The organism is Inquilinus sp. CA228 (assembly GCF_052078665.1).
Lineage (GTDB): Bacteria > Pseudomonadota > Alphaproteobacteria > DSM-16000 > Inquilinaceae > Inquilinus.
Window position 1 is genome coordinate 28,147 of sequence record NZ_JBQJIK010000019.1, and the last position, 19,407, is coordinate 47,553.

Annotated in this window: 25 protein-coding genes and 1 tRNA gene; 20 read left to right on the forward strand and 6 right to left on the reverse strand. The window is 69.8% G+C overall.

The annotated features are described in order from the left end of the window. Nucleotides 1–43: 43 nt before the first annotated feature. The 18 genes from ACTOWL_RS11415 (at nt 44) to ACTOWL_RS11500 (ending at nt 12,582) form a co-directional block, all read left to right on the forward strand. Nucleotides 44–343: a type II toxin-antitoxin system RelB/DinJ family antitoxin gene (locus tag ACTOWL_RS11415; protein ID WP_441321348.1), complete on the forward strand. Its 300-nt coding sequence runs from the start codon at nt 44–46 to the stop codon at nt 341–343. After that, a complete protein-coding gene (locus ACTOWL_RS11420; protein ID WP_441321349.1) occupies nt 330–626 on the forward strand; it encodes a type II toxin-antitoxin system RelE/ParE family toxin in 297 nt (98 codons plus the stop codon). The genes ACTOWL_RS11415 and ACTOWL_RS11420 overlap by 14 nt, the downstream gene beginning before the upstream one ends. 122 nt (nt 627–748) lie before the next feature. Next, the gene (locus ACTOWL_RS11425) at nt 749–1,153 is read left to right on the forward strand and encodes an SET domain-containing protein (protein ID WP_441321350.1); all 405 of its coding nucleotides are present in this window, start codon (nt 749–751) and stop codon (nt 1,151–1,153) included. Nucleotides 1,154–1,214: 61 nt separating this feature from the next. After that, nucleotides 1,215–1,991 carry a heme ABC transporter permease gene (locus ACTOWL_RS11430; RefSeq protein ID WP_441321351.1) on the forward strand — a complete coding sequence of 259 codons (777 nt, stop codon included), beginning with the start codon at nt 1,215–1,217 and terminating at the stop codon, nt 1,989–1,991. Next, a complete protein-coding gene (ccmD, locus tag ACTOWL_RS11435) occupies nt 1,988–2,158 on the forward strand; it encodes a heme exporter protein CcmD (protein WP_441321352.1) in 171 nt (56 codons plus the stop codon). Before ACTOWL_RS11430 ends, ccmD begins: the two co-directional genes overlap by 4 nt. Further along, nucleotides 2,155–2,640, forward strand: coding sequence for a cytochrome c maturation protein CcmE (gene ccmE / locus ACTOWL_RS11440; protein WP_441321353.1), 486 nt, complete (start codon nt 2,155–2,157; stop codon nt 2,638–2,640). The genes ccmD and ccmE overlap by 4 nt, the downstream gene beginning before the upstream one ends. Then, nucleotides 2,637–4,604 carry a heme lyase CcmF/NrfE family subunit gene (locus ACTOWL_RS11445; protein WP_441321354.1) on the forward strand — a complete coding sequence of 656 codons (1,968 nt, stop codon included), beginning with the start codon at nt 2,637–2,639 and terminating at the stop codon, nt 4,602–4,604. The genes ccmE and ACTOWL_RS11445 overlap by 4 nt, the downstream gene beginning before the upstream one ends. Before the next feature lie 13 nt (nt 4,605–4,617). After that, nucleotides 4,618–5,154, forward strand: a complete 537-nt coding sequence (locus ACTOWL_RS11450; protein WP_441321355.1) for a DsbE family thiol:disulfide interchange protein — start codon at nt 4,618–4,620, stop codon at nt 5,152–5,154. Beyond that, nucleotides 5,151–5,618, forward strand: a complete 468-nt coding sequence (locus tag ACTOWL_RS11455; RefSeq protein ID WP_441321356.1) for a cytochrome c-type biogenesis protein — start codon at nt 5,151–5,153, stop codon at nt 5,616–5,618. The genes ACTOWL_RS11450 and ACTOWL_RS11455 overlap by 4 nt, the downstream gene beginning before the upstream one ends. Continuing rightward, on the forward strand, nt 5,615–6,997 hold the full coding sequence (gene ccmI / locus ACTOWL_RS11460) for a c-type cytochrome biogenesis protein CcmI (RefSeq protein WP_441321357.1): 1,383 nt from the start codon (nt 5,615–5,617) through the stop codon (nt 6,995–6,997). Before ACTOWL_RS11455 ends, ccmI begins: the two co-directional genes overlap by 4 nt. A gap of 214 nt (nt 6,998–7,211) precedes the next feature. Further along, nucleotides 7,212–7,949, forward strand: a complete 738-nt coding sequence (locus ACTOWL_RS11465) for an ABC transporter ATP-binding protein (RefSeq protein WP_441321424.1) — start codon at nt 7,212–7,214, stop codon at nt 7,947–7,949. Nucleotides 7,950–8,052: 103 nt separating this feature from the next. Next, complete coding sequence (locus tag ACTOWL_RS11470; protein ID WP_441321358.1) at nt 8,053–8,847, forward strand: transporter substrate-binding domain-containing protein; 795 nt, start codon at nt 8,053–8,055, stop codon at nt 8,845–8,847. A 95-nt stretch (nt 8,848–8,942) separates the two neighbouring features. Then, nucleotides 8,943–9,740, forward strand: coding sequence for a transporter substrate-binding domain-containing protein (locus ACTOWL_RS11475; protein ID WP_441321359.1), 798 nt, complete (start codon nt 8,943–8,945; stop codon nt 9,738–9,740). 55 nt (nt 9,741–9,795) lie between these two features. Next, nucleotides 9,796–10,533, forward strand: coding sequence for an ABC transporter permease (locus tag ACTOWL_RS11480; protein WP_441321360.1), 738 nt, complete (start codon nt 9,796–9,798; stop codon nt 10,531–10,533). Between the two features lie 2 nt (nt 10,534–10,535). Further along, nucleotides 10,536–11,231, forward strand: a complete 696-nt coding sequence (locus tag ACTOWL_RS11485; RefSeq protein ID WP_441321361.1) for an ABC transporter permease — start codon at nt 10,536–10,538, stop codon at nt 11,229–11,231. A gap of 54 nt (nt 11,232–11,285) precedes the next feature. Beyond that, complete coding sequence (locus tag ACTOWL_RS11490) at nt 11,286–11,762, forward strand: GNAT family N-acetyltransferase (protein WP_441321362.1); 477 nt, start codon at nt 11,286–11,288, stop codon at nt 11,760–11,762. A gap of 83 nt (nt 11,763–11,845) precedes the next feature. Further along, complete coding sequence (locus tag ACTOWL_RS11495) at nt 11,846–12,280, forward strand: CBS domain-containing protein (RefSeq protein WP_441321363.1); 435 nt, start codon at nt 11,846–11,848, stop codon at nt 12,278–12,280. 137 nt (nt 12,281–12,417) lie between these two features. Next, nucleotides 12,418–12,582 carry a DUF1328 domain-containing protein gene (locus ACTOWL_RS11500; protein ID WP_218823471.1) on the forward strand — a complete coding sequence of 55 codons (165 nt, stop codon included), beginning with the start codon at nt 12,418–12,420 and terminating at the stop codon, nt 12,580–12,582. Nucleotides 12,583–12,647: 65 nt separating this feature from the next. Here ACTOWL_RS11500 and ACTOWL_RS11505 read toward each other — a convergent pair whose 3' ends face one another. The 3 genes from ACTOWL_RS11505 to ACTOWL_RS11515 all read right to left on the reverse strand — a co-directional run bounded on the left by ACTOWL_RS11505 (nt 12,648) and on the right by ACTOWL_RS11515 (nt 13,428). Further along, nucleotides 12,648–12,947 (reverse strand): addiction module antidote protein, encoded by a 300-nt coding sequence (locus ACTOWL_RS11505; protein WP_441321364.1) that lies wholly within the window; start codon nt 12,945–12,947, stop codon nt 12,648–12,650. Then, nucleotides 12,944–13,240: a type II toxin-antitoxin system RelE/ParE family toxin gene (locus tag ACTOWL_RS11510; protein ID WP_441321365.1), complete on the reverse strand. Its 297-nt coding sequence runs from the start codon at nt 13,238–13,240 to the stop codon at nt 12,944–12,946. The genes ACTOWL_RS11505 and ACTOWL_RS11510 overlap by 4 nt, the downstream gene beginning before the upstream one ends. Before the next feature lie 112 nt (nt 13,241–13,352). Continuing rightward, a tRNA-Ala gene (locus ACTOWL_RS11515) sits at nt 13,353–13,428 on the reverse strand. A 192-nt stretch (nt 13,429–13,620) separates the two neighbouring features. Between ACTOWL_RS11515 and ACTOWL_RS11520 the strand changes: the two genes are divergently transcribed. Beyond that, nucleotides 13,621–14,583 (forward strand): complex I NDUFA9 subunit family protein, encoded by a 963-nt coding sequence (locus ACTOWL_RS11520; RefSeq protein ID WP_441321366.1) that lies wholly within the window; start codon nt 13,621–13,623, stop codon nt 14,581–14,583. 4 nt (nt 14,584–14,587) lie between these two features. Here the strand turns inward: ACTOWL_RS11520 and ACTOWL_RS11525 are convergent, their stop codons facing one another. The 3 genes from ACTOWL_RS11525 to ACTOWL_RS11535 all read right to left on the reverse strand — a co-directional run bounded on the left by ACTOWL_RS11525 (nt 14,588) and on the right by ACTOWL_RS11535 (nt 17,598). Next, nucleotides 14,588–15,595: an alpha/beta hydrolase gene (locus ACTOWL_RS11525; RefSeq protein ID WP_441321367.1), complete on the reverse strand. Its 1,008-nt coding sequence runs from the start codon at nt 15,593–15,595 to the stop codon at nt 14,588–14,590. Nucleotides 15,596–15,662: 67 nt separating this feature from the next. Beyond that, nucleotides 15,663–17,195, reverse strand: a complete 1,533-nt coding sequence (locus tag ACTOWL_RS11530) for a glycosyltransferase family 39 protein (protein WP_441321368.1) — start codon at nt 17,193–17,195, stop codon at nt 15,663–15,665. Nucleotides 17,196–17,289: 94 nt separating this feature from the next. Then, a complete protein-coding gene (locus tag ACTOWL_RS11535) occupies nt 17,290–17,598 on the reverse strand; it encodes an antibiotic biosynthesis monooxygenase family protein (protein WP_441321369.1) in 309 nt (102 codons plus the stop codon). A 344-nt stretch (nt 17,599–17,942) separates the two neighbouring features. On the opposite strand from ACTOWL_RS11535, the gene ACTOWL_RS11540 reads away from it, so the two are divergent. Beyond that, on the forward strand, nt 17,943–19,385 hold the full coding sequence (locus ACTOWL_RS11540) for an NAD(P)-dependent oxidoreductase (protein WP_441321370.1): 1,443 nt from the start codon (nt 17,943–17,945) through the stop codon (nt 19,383–19,385). The last annotated feature ends 22 nt before the right edge of the window (nt 19,386–19,407 follow it).

Sequence of the window (19,407 nt, forward strand, 5' to 3'; positions counted from 1 at the left end):
ATCTCAACCGAGATACAATATGACGCCAATCAGGAGGACGCCGATGGCCGCCCACACCTCGATGCTGCATGTCCGCGTGGACGACGATCTCAAGGCTGCCGCCACGGAGACGCTCGCCGGCTTCGGCCTGACGGTCTCGGATGCCGTGCGGATCCTTCTCACCCGTGTCGTCAAGGAGGGGGCCTTGCCGGCCGGCCTGACCGCCGATCCCGACGCCTACGACGCCTGGTTCCGGGCGAAGGTGCATGAGGCGCTGGCAGACTCGCGTCCGGCGGTGCCGCACCAGCAGGTCATGGACGAGGCCCAGGCGCTGATCGACCGGAAGCGCCGTGCCCGTTCTTGAGTGGCGGGAGGCTGCCCGCGCCGATCTGCTGGCGATCGTCGACTACATCTCCGACGACAATCCGGACGCTGCTCAACGCCTGAAGGACGTCGTCGAAGCCAAGGTGGCGAAGCTGCCGATGCATCCGCAGCTCTACCGCCGCGGTCGCGTTGCCGGGACCAGGGAGATGGTGGTCCGGAAGAACTACGTGGTGGTCTACTCCGAGGATAGCCGCGCGGTGTTCGTTCTTCGGGTGCTACACGCGGCCCAGCAGTGGCCGCCGCTGGACGAGACTGCTGGGTGAGGGCGACGGCCAATCGGCCATACTCATCCCTTGCCGCATGACGTCATATCGCCGTCGATCCTTCGTCCGGGGTGACGCGGAGGCCGGCCTCGCGTAATGCTGTGGGAAAAGGAACCCGGCCGATGCTTCTCGTCCCCACCACCGTCGGGCCCAGCCGGATCGAAGGACTGGGCCTGCACGCCGCCGAACCGATCGCCGCCGGCACCGAGGTCTGGCGCTGGCACCCGGTGTTCGACGCCTTCATCCCGGACGCCGAGGTCGCCGCGCTGCCCGAGACTGCGCGCGACTTCCTCGAGCGCTATGCCTATCCGGCGCCGGAGCTGCCGGGCGGGCTGTCGCTCAACCTCGACGATGCCCGCTTCATGAACCACAGCGACGACCCGACGCTGGAGACGGTGGGCGAGGTCTGCGTCGCCCGGCGCGACATCGCGGCGGGGGAGGAGCTGACCTGCGACTACGGCGCCTTCCATCCGGAGCTGCGCGACCTGATCCAAGCCGGCGCTCCTGCCGCGGGGCGCGGCAATTGAGCCGGCCGACATTCGACCCAGCTTTGTCTATCGTAGGACCCAACGACCGCCACGCCACGCCATGCATCGCTTCGCCAACCCGGCCCGCTTCCTGCGCCTGAGCACCGCCCTGCGGCCCTGGGCCCTCGGCATCGCCCTGCTGACGCTGGGCGCCGGGCTGTGGCTCGCCTTGTTCGATTCGCCGCCGGACTACCAGCAGGGCGAGACGGTGCGGATCATGTACATCCACGTGCCCTCGGCCTGGATGGCGATGATGGTCTACACCACCATGGCCGTGGCCTCGGCCGTCGGCCTGGTGTGGAAGCACCCGGTGGCGGAGCTCTACACCAAGGCCGCGGCGCCGCTCGGCGCCGGCTTCACCGCGCTGTGCCTGCTGTCCGGCTCGCTCTGGGGCCAGCCGATGTGGGGCACCTGGTGGGTCTGGGACGCGCGGCTGACCAGCGTGCTGATCCTGTTCTTCATCTATCTCGGCTACATCGTGCTGGTCTCGGCCTTCGACGACCCGCAGCGCGGCCTCAAGGCCGGCGCGGTGCTGACCCTGGTCGGCGCCGTCAACCTGCCGATCATCAAGTTCTCGGTCGACTGGTGGAACACGCTGCACCAGCCCGCCTCGGTGATGAAGCTGGGCGGCTCCACCCTGGACTCGTCGATGCTGGTGCCGCTGCTGCTGATGGCGGTCGCCTTCACCGCGCTGTTCGCCTGGCTGGTGCTGCTGCGCACCGAGACCGAGATTGCCGAGCGCCGGATCCGCGCCCTGCGCCTGGCCACTGCCATGGCCGCCGCCAATCGTGGTGGAGGGGGCGGCGAGGCGCCAGGGCTGGAGCAGCCGATCGGATGACCGAGTTCTTCGCGATGGGCGGCTACGCCCTCTATGTCTGGACCGCCTATGGCGCCGCTTTGGTGGTGCTGGTCGGGCTGACCGTCGCCACCCTGGCGCGGCGGCGCAGCAGCCGGCGCAGCCTGGAGGCGCTGGAGCAGCTGAACGGGCGGAGGCGGCGGGCATGACCCGCAAGCGCCGCCGGCTGATGCTGCTGGGCCTCGCCGCCCTCGGCCTTTGCACCGCCTCGGCCCTGGCCCTGACCGCGTTCCAGGACAACCTGCTGTTCTTCTACAGCCCTTCCGAGCTGCATGACGGCAAGGTGGCGGAAGGGCAGCGCTTCCGCCTCGGCGGCCTGGTGGTCGACGGCTCGCTGCGGCGCCTGCCCGACGGGCAGACCATCACCTTCACCGTGACCGACACCGCCTATGACGTGCCGGTGCGCTACGGCGGCATCGTCCCCGACCTGTTCCGCGAAGGGCAGGGCGTGGTGGCGCATGGCCGGGTCGGGGCCGACGGCACCTTCGTCGCCGACGAGCTGCTGGCCAAGCACGACGAGAAATACATGCCGCCCGAAGTCGCCAAGGCCCTGCGCGACGCCGGCCATCCGGGCGCGCCCGGCGGCTCCGGCAAGCCCGCCCTCCCGACCGGCACGGTGGCCGCGCAATGATCCCCGAGCTCGGCCACTACGCCCTGGTCCTGGCGCTGCTGCTCGCCCTGGTGCAGTCGACCCTGCCGCTGTGGGGCGCCGCCCGCCGCCATCCCGGGATGATGGCGATCGCCGAGCCGGCGGCGACGCTGCAGCTGGCCGCCATCGGCATCGCCTTCGCGGCGCTGACCTGGGCCTATGTCGTCTCCGATTTCTCGGTGGCGCTGGTCGCGAACAACAGCCTCTCCGTCAAGCCGATGCTCTACAAGGTCACCGGCGTCTGGGGGAACCATGAGGGCTCGATGCTGCTCTGGGTCCTCATCCTGGCCCTGTTCGGCGCCGCGGTGGCGCTGTTCGGCGGCAACCTGCCGGCGACGCTGAAGGCCCGGGTGCTGGCGGTGCAGGGCATGATCGGGGTCGGCTTCCTGGCCTTCATCATCCTGACCTCGAACCCGTTCCTGCGGCTCGACCCGGCGCCGATCGACGGCCAGGACATGAACCCGCTGCTGCAGGACCCCGGCCTCGCCTTCCACCCGCCCTTCCTCTATCTCGGCTACGTCGGCTTCTCGATGGCCTTCTCCTTCGCCGTCGCGGCGCTGCTCGAGGGCCGGGTCGACCCCGCCTGGGCGCGCTGGGTGCGGCCCTGGACCCTGGCCGCCTGGTCGTTCCTGACCGTCGGCATCGCCCTCGGCTCCTACTGGGCCTATTACGAGCTCGGCTGGGGCGGCTGGTGGTTCTGGGACCCGGTCGAGAACGCCTCGCTGATGCCCTGGCTGGCCGGCACCGCGCTCTTGCACTCCGCTCTGGTGGTCGAGAAGCGCGACGCGCTGAAGAGCTGGACCGTCCTGCTCGCCATCCTCACCTTCGGGCTCAGCCTGGTCGGCACCTTCCTGGTGCGCTCCGGCATCATCACCTCGGTGCACGCCTTCGCGGTCGACCCGGAGCGCGGCGTCTTCATCCTGCTGCTGCTGGCGCTCACCGTCGGCGGCGCCTTCACCCTCTACGCCATCCGCGCGCCGCGGCTGAAGCTGGGCGGCGTCTTCGCCCCGATCAGCCGGGAAGGGGCGCTGGTGCTGAACAACCTGCTGATCTGCACCGCCACGGTGACGGTGTTCATCGGCACGCTGTACCCGCTGCTCGACAAGACGGTCTCGGTCGGCAAGCCGTTCTACCAGCTCACCTTCGTGCCGCTGATGACGCCGGTGGTGGTGGTCATGGTGATCGCACCGCTGATGGCCTGGAAGCGCGGCGACCTGCCGGGCGTGCTCGGCCGGCTGAAATTCGCTGCCGCCGGGACCGTGATCGTCACCCTGGCCGCGCTGTGGCTGCAGGGCGGCGGGCCGGTGCTGGCGCTGCTCGGCATCGCCTTCGGCGCCTGGGTGGTGCTCGGCGCCGCCACCGAGATCGCGGAGCGGGTGCGGCTGTTCCGGATCCCGCTGCGCGACAGCCTGTCCCGCGCCGTCGGCTTGCCGCGCAGCGCCTGGGGCGCCGCCCTCGCCCATGCCGGGCTCGGCATTGCCCTTCTCGGCATGATCGCCACCAGCTACTGGTCGACCGAGAAGCTGGTGCTGGCCAAGCCCGGCGACCGCCTCGACCTCTCCGCCGGCTATGAGGTCGTCTTCGACGGCGTGCAACTGCGGCAGGGGCCGAATTACGAGACCCGCCTGGGCGACCTGCAACTGTTGCACGACGGCGCCTTCGTCACCGACCTCGCGCCCGAGAAGCGCTTCTATCCGGTGGCCCGGATGCCGACCAGCGAGGTCGCGATCCACACCACCCTGGCCGGCGACGTCTATGTCGCCCTGGGCGAGGAGCAGGCGGACGGCCGCTGGAGCCTGCGGCTCTATCACCACCCGCTGGTGCCGTGGATCTGGGGCGGCGCCCTGGTCATGGCCTTCGGCGGCGCGCTGTCGCTCAGCGACCGCCGGCTGCGCGTCGGCGCGCCGCGGCGGGCGGCGGCGCCGGCCGTCGGATCGCCGGCCTGAGGATCGCGAAATCATGCGCCGATTGCTGTTCCTCCTGCCGCTGCTGCTGCTCGCCGCCCTCGCCGTCGGGGTCGGCACCAAGCTCCTGTCCGGCAGCGACCCGCAAGCGCTGCCGTCGGCCCTGATCGACAAGCCTCTTCCCACCTTCGACCTGGCGGCGCTGCCGGGCCGGTCGGACGGGCTCGCCAATGCCGATTTCGGCAGTCAGCCGATGCTGCTGAACGTCTTCGCCAGCTGGTGCGTGCCCTGTCTGGCCGAGCATCCGGTGATCACCAAGCTCGGCCGCGAGGACGGCATCCCGGTCGTGGCCATCAACTACAAGGACAAGCCGGAGGACGTGCTGGCCTGGCTGAAGCGCAACGGCGACCCGTATCGCCGGATCGGCGCCGATGCCGAGGGCCGCACCGCGATCGACCTCGGCGTCTATGGCGTGCCGGAGACCTTCGTGATCGACAAGGCCGGCCGCATCCGCTACCGCCACCCCGGCCCGCTGACCCCCGACATCGTCGACCGCGAGATCCGGCCGCTGCTGACGGAGCTGGCGAAGTGAGGGGACGTGCCATCCTCGCGGCGCTGCTGCTGACCCTCACCCTTGCCGCCCCCACCTACGCGGTCGAGCCGCAGGAGCAGCTCTCCGATCCGGCGCTGGAGGCACGGGCGCGGGAGCTGGGGCAGGAGCTGCGCTGCCTGGTCTGCCAGAACCAGTCGATCGATGATTCCAATGCCGATCTGGCCCGCGACCTGCGCCGCATCGTGCGCGAGCGGCTGACCGCCGGCGACAGCAACGGCCAGGTGCTGGACTTCGTCACCGCCCGCTACGGCGACTATGTGCTGCTGCGGCCGCCGCTCCGCGCCGGCACGCTGGCGCTGTGGTTCGGCCCGGTGGTGCTGCTGTTCGCCGCCATCGCCCTGCTGATCCTGCGCCGCCGCCGGCGCCCGGCCGAGGCGCCGCCGCTCTCGCCGGAGGAAAGCAAACGCCTGGCCCGGCTGATGGACGAGGAATCGGCGCCGTGACCGACTGGCTGTTCTGGGTGGTCGCAGCGGTGATGACCGGCGGCGCCGTGGCCCTGCTGCTGCGCCGCCTCTTCGCGACTGATGCATCGGGCTCGTCCGGCGCCGATGCCGCGATCTACCGCGACCAGATGAAGGAGCTGGAGCGCGAGCGCGCCGCCGGCGAGATCGGCGCCGCCGAGGCCGAGGCGGCGAAGGCCGAGATCGGCCGCCGCCTGCTGGCCGCGGCCGGCGAGGCGAAGCCGGCGGTCTCGGTCACCGTGCCGCCGCGCCGCGTCGCGTTGGGCCTCGCCGTGCTGCTGCCGGTGGCGGCGCTGGCGATCTACCTGGTCGAAGGCACGCCCGGCCTGAAGTCGCAGCCCTTCGCCAGCCGTGACCCGGGCGAGCGCATGGCGGTGCAGTCCGCGATGGCCGAGGCGCAGTCCCTGGAGCAGCGCCTGGCCGCCAGCCCGCAGGACCGCGAGGGCTGGATCGAGCTCGGCCAGCGCTGGAGCCAGCTTGGCGAGAGCGCCAAGGCGGCCGACGCCTATGGCCGCGCCATCGGTTTGGGCAATGCCGATGCAGAGCTGACCGGCCGCTACGGCGAGGCCCTGGTCGGCGCCAATGGCGGCGCGGTCACCGAGACCGCGCGTGCCGCCTTCGATCAGGCGCTGACGCTGCGGCCCGGCGATGTCCGCGCCCGCTACTTCCTGGCGCTGGGCAACGCCCAGGCCGGCGACGACCGGGCGGCGCTGGATCTGTGGCAGGCGCTGGTGCGGGACTCCCCGGCCGACGCGGCCTGGCTGCCCTCGGTGCGCCAGCATCTCGCCGAGGCGGCGCAGCGCCTCGGCCTCGACCCGAAGACCGTAACACCGGAGCCGCAGCCACCCGCCGCGCGGGCCGCCCCGCCGGCGAACGGCCCAGGTGCCGCCATCGCCTCGCTGCCGCCGGACGAGCAGGCCAAGGCGATCCGCGGCATGGTCGACGGCCTGGCGGCGCGGCTGGAGCAGTCGCCGGACGATCTCGAGGGCTGGGTCCGCCTGGCCCGCGCCCGTGGCGTGCTGGGCGACGCCGATGCCGCCGCCGACGCCTATGCCCGGGCCGCGGCGCTGGCGCCGGACAACCCCGACTTGTTGCGCGCCTATGCCGACGCCCTGCTGACCGCCGGCCGGGGCGAGGAGGTGCCGCCGCTGCTGGAGACCGGGCTGCGGCGCATCCTGGCGTCGAATCCGAACGATCTGCAGGCCCTGTGGTTCCTCGGCGTCGCCGCGCAGAAGGCGGGCCAGCCGGAGGAGGCGCGGCGGCTGTGGAGCCGGATGCGCGACCAGTTCCAGGAGGGCAGCCAGGAGCGCCGGGCGATCGAGGGCCGCATGTCCCAGCTGCCGGCCCCCGGCGCCGGATGACCGAACCGGCCGGATCGCCGCAACAATGCGGATGAAACCCGGCCCGGGACCTTCGTCTTCGCGGTTGCAGCGACGCGGCGTCGGGCCGCGGTTGACCGGCACCGGGAAACAATGCTTGTTTCGACTGCAACAAGAACTCGGGTGAGGCTCATTTATCGTGGTCTCTGTTGCTGCCGCCGCGGCGCCCTCGGACGGGGCGATCGTCGTCGAGGACATGCATAAGCGGTTCGGCAAGCTCGAAGTGCTGAAGGGCGTATCGCTGCGGGCCCGGCAGGGCGATGTCATCTCGATCATCGGCTCCTCCGGCTCGGGCAAGAGCACGCTGCTCCGCTGCATCAACCTGCTCGAGATCCCCAATGACGGCCGCGTCTGGGTCAATGGCGAGCTGATCCGGATGAAGAAGCTGCGCTCCGGCGAGGCCGAGCCCGAGGACAGCAAGCAGGTCGACCGCATCCGCGCCTCGCTCGGCATGGTGTTCCAGAGCTTCAACCTGTGGTCGCACATGACCGTGCTTGAGAACGTGATCGAGGCGCCGGTGCATGTGCTGAAGGTGCCGCGCCAGGAGGCGGTGGAGCGCGCCGAGGCGCTGCTCGCCAAGGTCGGCATCGCCGACAAGCGCGACCACTATCCGAGCCACCTGTCCGGCGGCCAGCAGCAGCGCGCCGCGATCGCGCGGGCGCTGGCGATGCAGCCCAAGGTGATGCTGTTCGACGAGCCGACCTCGGCCCTCGACCCCGAGCTGGTCGGCGAGGTGCTGCGGGTGATCCGCCAGCTGGCGGAGGAGGGCAACACCATGCTGCTCGTCACCCATGAGATGCGCTTCGCCCGCGAGGTGTCGAGCCGGGTGATCTTCCTGCATCAGGGGCGGACGGAGGAGGAGGGGACGCCGGCCGAAGTGTTCGACAATCCGCGTTCGGAGCGGATCCGCCAGTTCCTCAAGGCGCAACATTGATGGGCGCCGCTTCGCTGCGATGCTTGACCGCGCGCGGCGATTTCGCGGAAATCGGTCCATCCAACCCGGGACTGCAAGGTCCCAGTTCTGAACGGGAGACTTCATGATGAAGAGCTGGATGTCGCTGGCCGCCGCCGCGGCCCTCGTGCTGGCCGCCAGCACGGCTTCGGCCCAGGACACGCTGCGGGTCGGCACCGAGGGCGCCTATCCGCCGTACAATGCCACCGATGCTTCGGGCAAGCTGGTCGGCTTCGAGATCGACCTCGCCAATGCGCTGTGCGAGCGCACCCAGATGAAATGCGAGATCGTCCAGCAGGATTGGGACGGCATGATCCCGGCGCTCATGAACAAGCGCTACGACGCGATCATGGCCGGCATGTCGGTCACCGAAGAGCGGATGAAGCAGATCGCCTTCTCCAAGCCCTACAGCACCACCCCGGCCTGGTTCGTCGGGGCCAAGGACGGCGTGCTGAAGGACGCCAAGACGCTGGACGACGTCAAGGCCGCGCTCAAGGGCAAGTCGGTCGGCGTGCAGCGCTCGACCATCCACCAGAACTTCCTCGAGGCCAAGGTGCCGGGCGTCGACGCGCGGCTCTACGACACCCAGGACGATCTCAACCTCGACCTGCAGAACGGCCGCATCGACGCCGGCCTGGCCGACAGCCTCGGCTGGAAGGACTTCCTGGCCAGCGACGCGGGCAAGGGCTACGACCATTTCGGCCCGGGCCTGACCGGCAAGGACGACCCGATCTTCGGCCTCGGCGTCGGCATCGGCCTGCGCCAGGAGGACACGGCGCTGAAGGCGAAGCTGGACAAGGCGCTGGACGAGGTGAATGCCGACGGCACGCTGGCCAAGCTGTCGGTGCAGTGGTTCGGCTTCGACACGTCGGTCAAGTAATCGCGGTCAAGTCAGCGGAGAACGGGCGTCGGCGGATGCGGTGCCGGCGCCCGGCCCCCAACCGGGACCCCGGGGGTCCCAGAACGGAAAAGATCATGACCAAGATCTGGGTGTCCCTGGTCGGGGCGGCGGCGCTGGCGCTGGCCGCCGGCACGGCGTCGGCGGAGACGTTCCGCGTCGGCATGGAAGGCGCCTACCCGCCCTTCAACAACACCGATTCCAGCGGCAAGATCGTCGGCTACGAGGTCGACCTGGTGACCGAGCTGTGCAAGCGCATCAACATGACCTGCGAGGTCATGCAGCAGGACTGGGACGGCATGATCCCGGCGCTCATGAACAAGCGCTATGACGGCATCATGGACGGCATGTCGATCACCGAGGAGCGCCTGAAGCAGATCGCCTTCTCGGTGCCCTACACCGACACCCCGGCCTGGTTCGTCGGCGCCAAGGACGGGCTGCTGAAGGACACCAAGACCTTGGCCGACGTGAAGGCGGCGCTGAAGGGCAAGACCATCGGCGTGCAGCGCTCGACCACCCACCAGAACTTCCTCGAGGCCGAGTTCAAGGACTCCGAGATCAAGCTCTACGACACCGTCGACGAGCTCAATTTCGACCTGGTCAACGGCCGCATCGACGGCGGGCTGGGCGACAGCATCTCCTGGGATTCCTTCCTGAAGAGCGACGCCGGCAAGGGCTTCGCCCATTTCGGGCCGGGCCTGACCGGCAAGGACAACCCGCTGTTCGGCCAGGGCGTGGGCATCGGCCTGCGCCAGGAGGACAAGGAGCTCAAGGCCAAGCTCGACAAGGCCATCGACTCGATGAAGGCCGACGGGTCGCTGGCCAAGCTGTCGGTGCAGTGGTTCGGCTACGACCCGCTGGCTCCCGGCAACTAAGCACCTTCGGGCGGCGGACTGACCGCCGCCCGTCCCATTCAGGCAGCGGCAAGGCATGCAGGGACTGATCGATTCACTGCTCCACTGGGCGCAGCTCTTCTCCTGGGGCGACCAGGGCTGGGGGGACGAGTTCGTCCGGGCCGCGGTGATGACCGTGCTGCTCTCCACCGCCAGCTACATCTTCGGGCTCGCGGTCGGGCTGATCGCCGCCTGCCTCAAGGTCTGGGGCGGCTTCGTGCTGCGCGGGCTGATGGAGATCTACACCACCGTCATCCGCGGCGTGCCGGAGCTGCTGATCATCTATCTCCTGTTCTTCGGCAACGAGCGGGCGATCAACGCCATCCTCGGCGCGTTCGGCATCACCGAGCCGTTCCGGCTGAACGAATTCGCGATCGGCGTCTTCGCCGTCGGGCTGATCTCCGGCGCCTATGCGACCGAGGTGCTGCGCGGCGCCATCCAGGTCATCCCGCATGGCCAGATCGAGGCCGGCCGGGCCTTCGGCATGCACGGCTTCATGGTGTTCCGCCGCATCATCCTGCCGCAGACCATCCGCTTGGCGCTGCCTGGCCTGGGCAACATCTGGCAGCTGATCCTGAAGGACACGGCGCTGGTCTCCGTCGTCGGGGTGACCGAGCTGATGCGCATCAGCCAGGTGGCGGCGCGGTCGACGCGCGAGCCGTTCCCGTTCTTCATCACCGCGGCGGTGCTGTTCCTGGTCATCACCACCTTCTCGACCAAGCTGTTCCGCAAGGCCGAGGCGCATTACGACCGCGGCGTGCGGCGGGCGGGCTGACCATGGATCTCGACCTGATCCTCGACACCTTCGGCCGGCTGCTCGGTGGCGCCCTGGTGACGATCCAGCTGATCGTGCCGGCGCTCGCCCTCGGCGTCGTCATGGCGATGGTGCTGGCGCTGATGCGGGCGTCCGGCAGCGGCGTCCTGTCGCGCATCTCCCGCGGCTACGTCTTCGTGTTCCGCGGCACGCCGCTGCTGGTGCAGATCTTCCTGATCTATTTCGGCCTCGGCCAGTTCCGCCCGCTGTGGGAGGCGCTCGGCGTCTGGAACTGGCCGCTGCGCGAGGCCTTCCCCTGCGCCGTGATCGCCTTCGCCATGAACACCGCGGCCTACACCAGCGAGATCATCCGCGGCGGCCTGCAGGCGGTGCCCTTCGGCCAGATCGAGGCGGCGCGCGCCTGTGGCATGTCGCGGGCGCTGGTGTTCCGGCGGATCACCGTGCCGATCGCCGTGCGCCAGGCGCTGCCGGCCTATGGCAACGAGATCATCCTGATGGTGAAGGCCAGCTCCCTGGCCTCGATCATCACCATCATGGAGATCACCGGCATCGCCAAGCAGATCAACTCGCGCACCTTCGCGCCGTTCGAGGTGTTCACGGCCGCCGGCATCCTCTACCTCGCCATGAACTTCGTGGTGGCGCAGGGCATCCGGGGGGTGGAGTGGAAGCTGACCCCGCATCTGCGCCGGCGCAGCTGACGGCCTCGCTCCGGCACTGTCGGGCGGCCGGGAAACCCGGCTAGACTGGCGCGGATGTTCACCTTCACGCCGCTCCGCCCCGCCGACCTGCCGCGCCTGCGCCTGTGGCTCGCCATGCCGCATGTCCGCGCCTGGTGGGGCGATCCGGACACCGGGATCCGCGAGATCCGCCGGCTGATGGCGTCGGATTGGGCCGAGCCGATGCTGGTCGCCTGGCAGGGCCGGCAGATCGGCTATCTGCAGGCCTATGACGCGGCCGTGGCGGCGCCCGGCGGCGACGCCGAGCCCGGCAGCTTCGGCATCGACCTGTTCATCGGCGAGCCCAGCTATGTCGGCAAGGGCCTCGGCACCGCTTTCCTCGGCGCCTACACCGACCGGCTGCTGAAGGGCGGGCGGGCCTTGCGCATCCTGGCCCGGCCAGCCCGCTTGAACCACCGCGCCGTCCGCTGCCTGGAAGGGGCGGGGTTCCATCCGCTGGACGACGACTGCGGCCCGCTGCTGGCGATGGCGAAGGACCGGCCCGGCCTTTAGGACAAGCCGGGAAACTGCCGAGTCGCGGTCCGGCGCAGGCGTGTTATGCTTTCCCCTAAAACCAGAACAATCGGGGAATCGCCATGAACGTTGCCCGCATTCTGAATGTGAAGGGGAATACCGTCATCCATGTCGCGCCGGACCTCCGGCTGGCCGAGGTGGTGACGCTGCTGCGCGACAAGCGCATCGGCGCCGTCCTGGTCAGCGGCGACGGCCGCCACATCGACGGCATCCTGTCCGAGCGCGACGTCGTCCACCGCCTGGCCGATCGGGGGCCGGCGCTGCTGGACGAGCCGGTCTCGACCATCATGGTCCGCACCGTCATCACCTGCGGCCTCGACGATACGGTGTCCGAGCTGATGGGGATGATGACCCAGCGCCGCTTCCGCCACCTGCCGGTGGTGGACGGTCAGGGGCTGATCTGCGGCATGATCAGCATCGGCGACGTGGTGAAGGCGCGGCTCGACGAGATCGAGAGCGAGGCCGAGAGCCTGCGCGAATACATCACCACCAGCTGACGCGGCCCCGGGGCGGGGGCCGGCGCAGCGAAGCGGGAACTGCCGTGCGGCAGGCCCTGTTCTTGGGAATGATCGTCCGTGCCGGCGCCACCGGCCGGCCGGCTCACAAGAACGAGGTGCCCGACATGTTCGGCAGTCTGCTCCACTGGGCCGTGGTCTTCCTGATCGTCGCGCTGGTCGCGGCCCTGCTCGGCTTCGGCGGCGTCGCCGGCACGGCGATGGCCGGCGCCAAGCTGCTGTTCTGGGTCGCGATCGTGATCTTCGTGATCATGCTCGTGGCCGGCCTGGTCAGGCGCGGCTAGCGCTTCCTGAGCCAACGCATCGACGGCCGGGCGCCCTGACGGGTGTCCGGCCGTTGTCGTGATCATCAGGCCGCTTCGGTCTTGTCCGCCGGCGTTGCCGACAGGCGCAGGCCCATTGCCTGCAGCACCCGCATGACGGTGCCGAGCTCGGGATTTCCGCCGCTGCTGAGCGCGCGATAGAGGCTTTCGCGAGAAAGGCCGGCGTCCTTGGCGATCTGGGTCATGCCCCGGGCACGAGCGACGGTGCCGATCGCCTCGGCGATGAAGCCAGGATCCCCGGTCTCGAAGGCGGCAGTCAGATACTCCGCCTGGGCCTCCGGGGTGTCGAGATAGCGGGCGGAATCATAGGGGCGGGTCGCGGTCATTCCGGTTGCTCCTTGGCCAGGGCCTTGGCCCGCGCGATGTCCTTCGCCTGTGTGCTCTTGTCGCCGCCGCACAGCAGGATCACCGTCACATTACCCCGCTGGGTGAAATAGACCCGGTAGCCTGGGCCATAGTCGATCCGCAGTTCGCTGACGCCGTCGCCGACGGGTTTGGCGTCGCCGGCATGCCCGGCGGCCAAGCGATCGATCCGGACGGCGATGCGAGCGACAGCGCGGCGATCTTCGAGGGCGTCGATCCAGCGGGAGAATTCAACGGTCTCGACGATCGAGCGCATGGCGTATTGTAGCTTATGGGCTACGGTCCGACAAGACGCACAGCGCACGACAAGCCCTGTCGCGGCGAAAACCGCCGCTGGTCTGTCGAGTGATGTTATCGCCGGAGAGAGATGGTGGAGCTGAGCGGGATCGAACCGCTGACCTTCTCATTGCGAACGAGACGCTCTCCCAACTGAGCTACAGCCCCACGAATTCGAACCCGGGCGGTTGGGCATCCCGGCGAACGGCGCGGAATATCGTGCCCGCACCATGGCTTGTCAAGCGCCTGATCCGGGCGCCGGTCGTTTTTCGGCGGCGGTCGTTTGAAACCTCCGGCGGCTCGGATATAAGGGGGCCGGGCCGCAGCCGTGGCGGCCGGCTCGGGTTTGCAGGCGGGACCATGACGGACTTCATCGGCCAAAAGACGGTCACCCTTTTCGGCGGCACCGGATTCGTCGGCCGCTACGTGGCGCAGATGCTGGCCCAGCGCGGCTGGCGCATCATCGTCGCCGCGCGCCATCCGGACCGGGCCCTGCCGCTGAAGACGGCAGGCGCGGTCGGCCAGGTCGTGCCGGTCTTCGCCGACATCCGCGACGACGGCTCGGTCGCCGCCGCCGTGGCCGGCACCGATGCCGTGGTCAACCTGGTCGGCATCCTGTTCGAGCGCGGCAAGCAGCGCTTCGACTCCATCCATGGCGAGGCCGCGGGCCGCGTCGCCCGTGCCGCGGCGGCGGCCGGCGCCAGCCGTTTCGTGCAGATCTCGGCGATCGGCGCCTCGGCCGACAGCCCGTCCTCCTACGCCCGCACCAAGGCGGCCGGCGAGGCGGCGGTGCGCGCGGCCTTCCCGGGTGCCTCGATCCTGCGGCCGAGCGTCGTCTTCGGGCCCGAGGACGGCTTCTTCAACCTGTTCGCCAACCTGGCCCGCACCGCGCCGTTCCTGCCGCTGTTCGGCGGCGGCACCACGAAGTTCCAGCCGGTCTATGTCCAGGACGTCGCCGCCGCGGTGGTCGCCTGCCTGGAGCAGGACGGCACCGCCGGCCAGACCTATGAGCTCGGCGGCCCGCGGGTCTACAGCTTCCGCGAGCTGATGCAACTGACCCTGCAGCAGACCGGCCGCAAGAAGCGCCTGGTCTCGCTGTCCTGGGGCGTGGCGGCGTTCGAGGCGCGGCTGTTCAGCCTGCTGCCGAAGCCGCTGCTGACTCCGGACCAGGTGGTGCAGCTCAAGATCGACAACGTCGTCGGCGCCGGCGCCAGGACGCTGGCCGATCTCGGCATCCAGCCGACCCCGGCCGAGCTGATCCTGCCGAGCTATCTCGACCGCTACCGCCCCGGCGGCCGCTTCGGCAACAGCTTGGTCGCCTGACCGATCACCCCAGCGCCCGGGCCAGGAAGGGCAGGCTCTCGTCCATCCGGTAGTCGACCGAGGAGTGGTTGTCCGCGAACTCCTCGTAGCGGTGCTTTACGCCCAGCCGCTCCAGCGACCGGTGCAGCCGGCGGGCGCCGTAGACCAGGTTGAACTGGTCGATGTCGCCGCAATCGATGTACAGCGCCTTCAGCGACTTCAGCGCATCGGCGTGCCGGTCGGCGAGCAGCGCCGGGTCCCATTCCAGCCAGTTGGCCCAGCGCTCCTCGATCAGCTCGCAGGTGTCGGGGTTGACCGGCAGCCGGATGCCGAGGAACTGCGACGGGTCCGGGTCGTAGGTCGCGGCCATCGCCAGCCACATCAGGATGTGGAGGTCGGCATCCTGGATCTTCTTCGCCTCCTCCAGCGAGGTGATGAAGCGCTCGATCGAGCCCTCGTGCTTGGCCAGCGCCCGCAGCACGTTCGGCATCTCCAGCAGATAGGCCAGCTCGAAGGCCATGTCGCCGGAATGGCACGCGGCCGCGCTCCAGGTGTCGGCCCGGCGCATGGCGTGGATGATCGAGCCGTAGCCGCCGGAGCTCTTGCCGAACACGCCGCGCCGGCCGGGTCCGCCGCAGCCGAGCCGGGCCTCCACCGCCGGCAGCATCTCGTCGATCAGGAAATCCTCCCACCGGCCCATGGCGGCGGAGTTGATGTACTGGTTGCCGCCGAGGCGGGTGAAGCAGTCCGGGAAGGCGATCGCCACCGGCGGCAGCTTGCCCTCGGCGATCAGCCGGTCGGCCCGCTCCGGCACGTTCTCGCCGAAATTCTTCCAGTTGGTGTGGGCCGGCCCGCCGGCGGTGAAGCCGACCAGGTCGACCAGCAGCGGCAGGCCGCGCCCGTCATGTCCGTGGGGGATGTAGAGGTCGACGCGCCGCTCATGCGGGTCGCCCAGCAGGTTGCCCCGCAGCGCCTGGCTGTCGATGGTGAAGCTGTCGACCCGCCCGCGCGGGGCGGCCTGGTTCTTGCGCATGCGTTCGCTCCCTAGGGTTGTGGTCCCACCCTAGACCGAGTCTCGGTGGGACGCAGCCCTCCGGCGCTCAGAATGGGCGCAGCCGGATCGGCTCCAGCGGCAGCGTCTGCCCCGGCTTGACGAAGACGACGACGAAGTCGAAGGGCCGGCCGGTCACGCCGCGCATCCGCTTGGCAAGGCCGAACTCGGTGCGCCAGGTGTCGAGCCCCTGGTACTTCGCCGCCTCGCCCAGGCACCAGTCGTCATCCGTCAGGCAGATCACGGCCAGGCCGCCGCGGCGCAGCCGGTCGGCGTCGATCCAGGGGGCATAGGCCGGGGCGAAGGCGGTAAAGTCGGTCGGGTGGTCCGGGCTGTAGAAGGTGGCGCCCAGGGCGTAGCTCTCGCTGCCGGCGACGATCGCCAGCTTCGTGCCGACCTGCTGGCGCCACAGCGCCGTCACCCGCTCGGCTACGATTCGCCGCGGCTCGGCCGCATGCTCGATGTCGTGCCGCTGGGTCCAGGCGCCGGCGAACGGCGCCGCCGACAGCAGCAGCAGGCCGCCGATTCCGGCCAGCAGCGCCAGCCGGCGCAGCGCCGCCCGGTCGACCGCCAGCCGCAGGCAGACGATCGCGGCCAGCGGCGACAGGCTGAAGATCGGGATGGCGAACTGGGTGACGATCTTCACCTTGAAGGCCAGGGCGATCGCGACCGTGAGCAGTAACGGGCCGAGGGCGAAGATCGCCAGTGCCCGGCGGTCGCCCGTGGAGGGCACCGCGGGCCGGTCCTCCGGCGCCGCCGTCCGGCCGCGCCGCCACAGCCAGGCCAGGGCGGCGCCGAGCAGCGCGTGCACGGCGAAGCAGCCGGCGACGAACAGCCCGGCCTTGGCGAGGATCCGGAGCGCGTCGGAGTGGCTCTTGCTGGCCATGTACTGCAGCGGGCCGATGGCGGCGTGGAGGTGCCACAGCACATGCGGCGCCATCGCCGCGGCGAACACGGCGATCGCGACGTAGGGGGCGGGGCTGGCGAAGAAGCGGCGGCGGTCAGGATGGGCCAGCGCCGCGGCCAGGCAGCAGACCAGGATGATGCCGCTGTAGTATTTCGACAGCATCGCCGCCGCGGCCACCAGCCCCAGCGCCGCCGCGCTGGCCAGGTCGCGCCGGTCGAAGACGCGCAGGAACAGCTGCATCACCAGCGGCCACAGCGACAGCAGCACCGAATTGGCGTTGAAGTTCAGCGACTGGATGGTGGCGAAGGGCAGGGTCTCCAGCAGCAGCACCGCCGCCAGCCGGGCCGGGCCGCACAGGTATCGACCGGCGATGGTCCAGACCGCGGCCAGGCCGATCGCGGCATTGACCGAGGACAGCAGGTAGAAGGCCCAGTCGGCGGTCGGGAGCAGGCTGAACCAGGCATGCACCACCCAGGCGTAGAAGGGCGGGTGCTTGTAGGTGCCCAGCGGCATCTCCTGCGCCCAGGAGAAGGCCTCGGTCATGTCGTTCGGCAGATCGGACGGCGCCAGGTAAAGGAGGCAGAAGGCGGTCCACAGCACGACATGCGCCGCCAGCAGCAGCAGGAGGGTGTCGCTGCGGGAGCGGCGGAGCGGGGTGCTGAGCGCGATCGACATGGGGCGGGCGGCGGCAATGAGAACCGGCCCGTGCCGTTAGGCCCGGCCGGAGCTGACGTCCAATTACGTCTTCGTATGCCGCCGGCCGGTGGGGTCAGACCGTGCCCACCTCATAGGCCGTCTCGTAGCCCCCCTGCACGGCGCTCTCCAGCAGCGGCTGGATCCGCGCCATGTGCTCGGTGAGGAGCGGGTTTTCGCGGAAGCGCTGGGCGTCCTCGACGGTCTCGAAGGCGGTCACCAGCACGACGCTGCGGCCATCGAGCGACCGGAACAGCCGGCCGCCGCGCAGCCCGGGGACCTGGCCGCGCACCCGGTGGTGCTGGGCCAGCTGCAGCTCCATGAACTCCTCGAACTGGCCGGGCTTCGGCGTGATCACGCTGATCGAGACATAGGGTTTGGTCATGGTTGGCTCCGCATGAAGGAGCCACCCTGCTAAAGGTTCAAGCCGGCTTGAGGTCAAGGCTGGTTTTGAGTGCTGGCAACCAGGAGGGTGGAACAAGAGGCGTATAGCGACTGCCCCTGGCGACACGATTATCCGATAGTTCCGAATCGGGTATAATTTTCTTGAAATAATCGTGCCGAAACGCCTGTCTAGCTGCGAACCGCTCTTAACAACGCGAAATTAGTCAACAAATGTGACCTAATCGCGAAAAACTGCTCGCCAGGGCCTGCCGAAATCCGTAAATGTCCGCGAAGCCCCGCCGCTGCGGGGGGGCTTGTTCGACTCCGCGTGACGAGGAGCCGCCCATGGCGACGAAGATGCTGCAGTTCGTGAAGACCGCAGGCGAGATGCCGGCGAAACGGACGGCCGAGATCCGCCGGCAGGACTGGCTCGAGGTCTACGGCCCCTATGTCCGGCAGAAGGCCGAGGAGCAGTCGTCGCGCTGCTCGCAATGCGGCGTGCCCTTCTGCCAGGTGCATTGCCCGCTGCAGAACAACATCCCGGACTGGCTGAAGCTGACCGCCGAGGGGCGGCTGGAGGAGGCCTACGAGATCTCCTCGGCCACCAACTCCATGCCCGAGATCTGCGGCCGCATCTGCCCGCAGGACCGGCTGTGCGAGGGCAACTGCGTGATCGAGCAGTCGGGCCACGGCGCCGTCACCATCGGCTCGATCGAGAAGTACATCACCGACACCGCCTGGGCCGAGGGCTGGGTCAAGCCGCCCACGCCGCTGCGCGAGCGCGGCCAGTCGGTCGGCATCATCGGCGCCGGCCCGGGCGGCATCGCCGCGGCCGAGCAGCTGCGCCGGCTCGGCTACCAGATCCATCTCTACGACCGCTACGACCGGGTCGGCGGCCTGCTGATCTACGGCATCCCCAGCTTCAAGCTGGAGAAGGAGATCGTCGCCCGCCGGGCGCAATGGCTGGCCGATGCCGGCATCACCCTGCATCTGAACTTCGAGGTCGGCCGCGACGCCACGCTGCAGGAGCTGCGGTCGCGCCACGACGCGGTGCTGATCGCCACCGGCGTGTACAAGGCGCGCGACTTCCAGGCTCCCGGCTCCGGCCTCAAGGGCATCGTCGCCGCGCTCGACTATCTCACCGCCTCGAACCGCACCGGCCTCGGCGACGACGTGCCCGAGTTTGCCGACGGCACGCTTAACGCCGCCGGCAAGCGGGTGGTGGTGATCGGCGGCGGCGACACGGCGATGGACTGCGTCCGCACCGCCGTGCGCCAGGGCGCCGTCTCGGTGAAGTGCCTGTACCGCCGCAACCGAGCCAACATGCCGGGCAGCCAGCGCGAGGTGCACAATGCCGAGGAGGAGGGCGTCGAGTTCGTCTGGCAGGCGGCGCCGGAGGCGTTCCTGGGCGACGATGCTGTCAGCGGCGTGCGCGCCCATTCGATCCATCTCGGCGTCGCCGATGCCACCGGCCGGCAGAGCCCGGTGGTGATCGAGGGCTCGGCCCACACCATCGAGGCCGACCTGGTGGTCAAGGCGCTGGGCTTCGATCCCGAGGACCTGCCGACCCTGTTCGACGCGCCGGGCCTGCCGGTGACCAAATGGGGCACGGTCCGGGTCGACCACAAGACCATGATGACCGCGGTCGACGGCATCTTCGCCGCCGGCGACATCGTCCGCGGCGCCAGCCTCGTCGTCTGGGCCATCCGCGACGGCCGCGACGCCGCCGCCGCGATCGACAGCTTCCTCGTCGCCAAGGCCGCCGCACTGGCGGTCGCGGCGGAATGACGCCAGCCGGAAGGAGCCAGCT

What these genes read in the sequence shown, in the direction of transcription:
- ACTOWL_RS11415 (WP_441321348.1), top strand. Translation starts at nt 44, where the DNA reads ATGGCCGCCCACACCTCGATGCTGCATGTCCGCGTGGACGACGATCTC.
- ACTOWL_RS11425 (WP_441321350.1), top strand. Translation starts at nt 749, where the DNA reads ATGCTTCTCGTCCCCACCACCGTCGGGCCCAGCCGGATCGAAGGACTG.
- ACTOWL_RS11430 (WP_441321351.1), top strand. Translation starts at nt 1,215, where the DNA reads ATGCATCGCTTCGCCAACCCGGCCCGCTTCCTGCGCCTGAGCACCGCC.
- ccmD (WP_441321352.1), top strand. Translation starts at nt 1,988, where the DNA reads ATGACCGAGTTCTTCGCGATGGGCGGCTACGCCCTCTATGTCTGGACC.
- ccmE (WP_441321353.1), top strand. Translation starts at nt 2,155, where the DNA reads ATGACCCGCAAGCGCCGCCGGCTGATGCTGCTGGGCCTCGCCGCCCTC.
- ACTOWL_RS11445 (WP_441321354.1), top strand. Translation starts at nt 2,637, where the DNA reads ATGATCCCCGAGCTCGGCCACTACGCCCTGGTCCTGGCGCTGCTGCTC.
- ACTOWL_RS11450 (WP_441321355.1), top strand. Translation starts at nt 4,618, where the DNA reads ATGCGCCGATTGCTGTTCCTCCTGCCGCTGCTGCTGCTCGCCGCCCTC.
- ACTOWL_RS11465 (WP_441321424.1), top strand. Translation starts at nt 7,212, where the DNA reads ATGCATAAGCGGTTCGGCAAGCTCGAAGTGCTGAAGGGCGTATCGCTG.
- ACTOWL_RS11470 (WP_441321358.1), top strand. Translation starts at nt 8,053, where the DNA reads ATGATGAAGAGCTGGATGTCGCTGGCCGCCGCCGCGGCCCTCGTGCTG.
- ACTOWL_RS11475 (WP_441321359.1), top strand. Translation starts at nt 8,943, where the DNA reads ATGACCAAGATCTGGGTGTCCCTGGTCGGGGCGGCGGCGCTGGCGCTG.
- ACTOWL_RS11480 (WP_441321360.1), top strand. Translation starts at nt 9,796, where the DNA reads ATGCAGGGACTGATCGATTCACTGCTCCACTGGGCGCAGCTCTTCTCC.
- ACTOWL_RS11485 (WP_441321361.1), top strand. Translation starts at nt 10,536, where the DNA reads ATGGATCTCGACCTGATCCTCGACACCTTCGGCCGGCTGCTCGGTGGC.
- ACTOWL_RS11490 (WP_441321362.1), top strand. Translation starts at nt 11,286, where the DNA reads ATGTTCACCTTCACGCCGCTCCGCCCCGCCGACCTGCCGCGCCTGCGC.
- ACTOWL_RS11495 (WP_441321363.1), top strand. Translation starts at nt 11,846, where the DNA reads ATGAACGTTGCCCGCATTCTGAATGTGAAGGGGAATACCGTCATCCAT.
- ACTOWL_RS11505 (WP_441321364.1), bottom strand. Translation starts at nt 12,947, where the DNA reads ATGACCGCGACCCGCCCCTATGATTCCGCCCGCTATCTCGACACCCCG.
- ACTOWL_RS11510 (WP_441321365.1), bottom strand. Translation starts at nt 13,240, where the DNA reads ATGCGCTCGATCGTCGAGACCGTTGAATTCTCCCGCTGGATCGACGCC.
- ACTOWL_RS11520 (WP_441321366.1), top strand. Translation starts at nt 13,621, where the DNA reads ATGACGGACTTCATCGGCCAAAAGACGGTCACCCTTTTCGGCGGCACC.
- ACTOWL_RS11525 (WP_441321367.1), bottom strand. Translation starts at nt 15,595, where the DNA reads ATGCGCAAGAACCAGGCCGCCCCGCGCGGGCGGGTCGACAGCTTCACC.
- ACTOWL_RS11530 (WP_441321368.1), bottom strand. Translation starts at nt 17,195, where the DNA reads ATGTCGATCGCGCTCAGCACCCCGCTCCGCCGCTCCCGCAGCGACACC.
- ACTOWL_RS11535 (WP_441321369.1), bottom strand. Translation starts at nt 17,598, where the DNA reads ATGACCAAACCCTATGTCTCGATCAGCGTGATCACGCCGAAGCCCGGC.
- ACTOWL_RS11540 (WP_441321370.1), top strand. Translation starts at nt 17,943, where the DNA reads ATGGCGACGAAGATGCTGCAGTTCGTGAAGACCGCAGGCGAGATGCCG.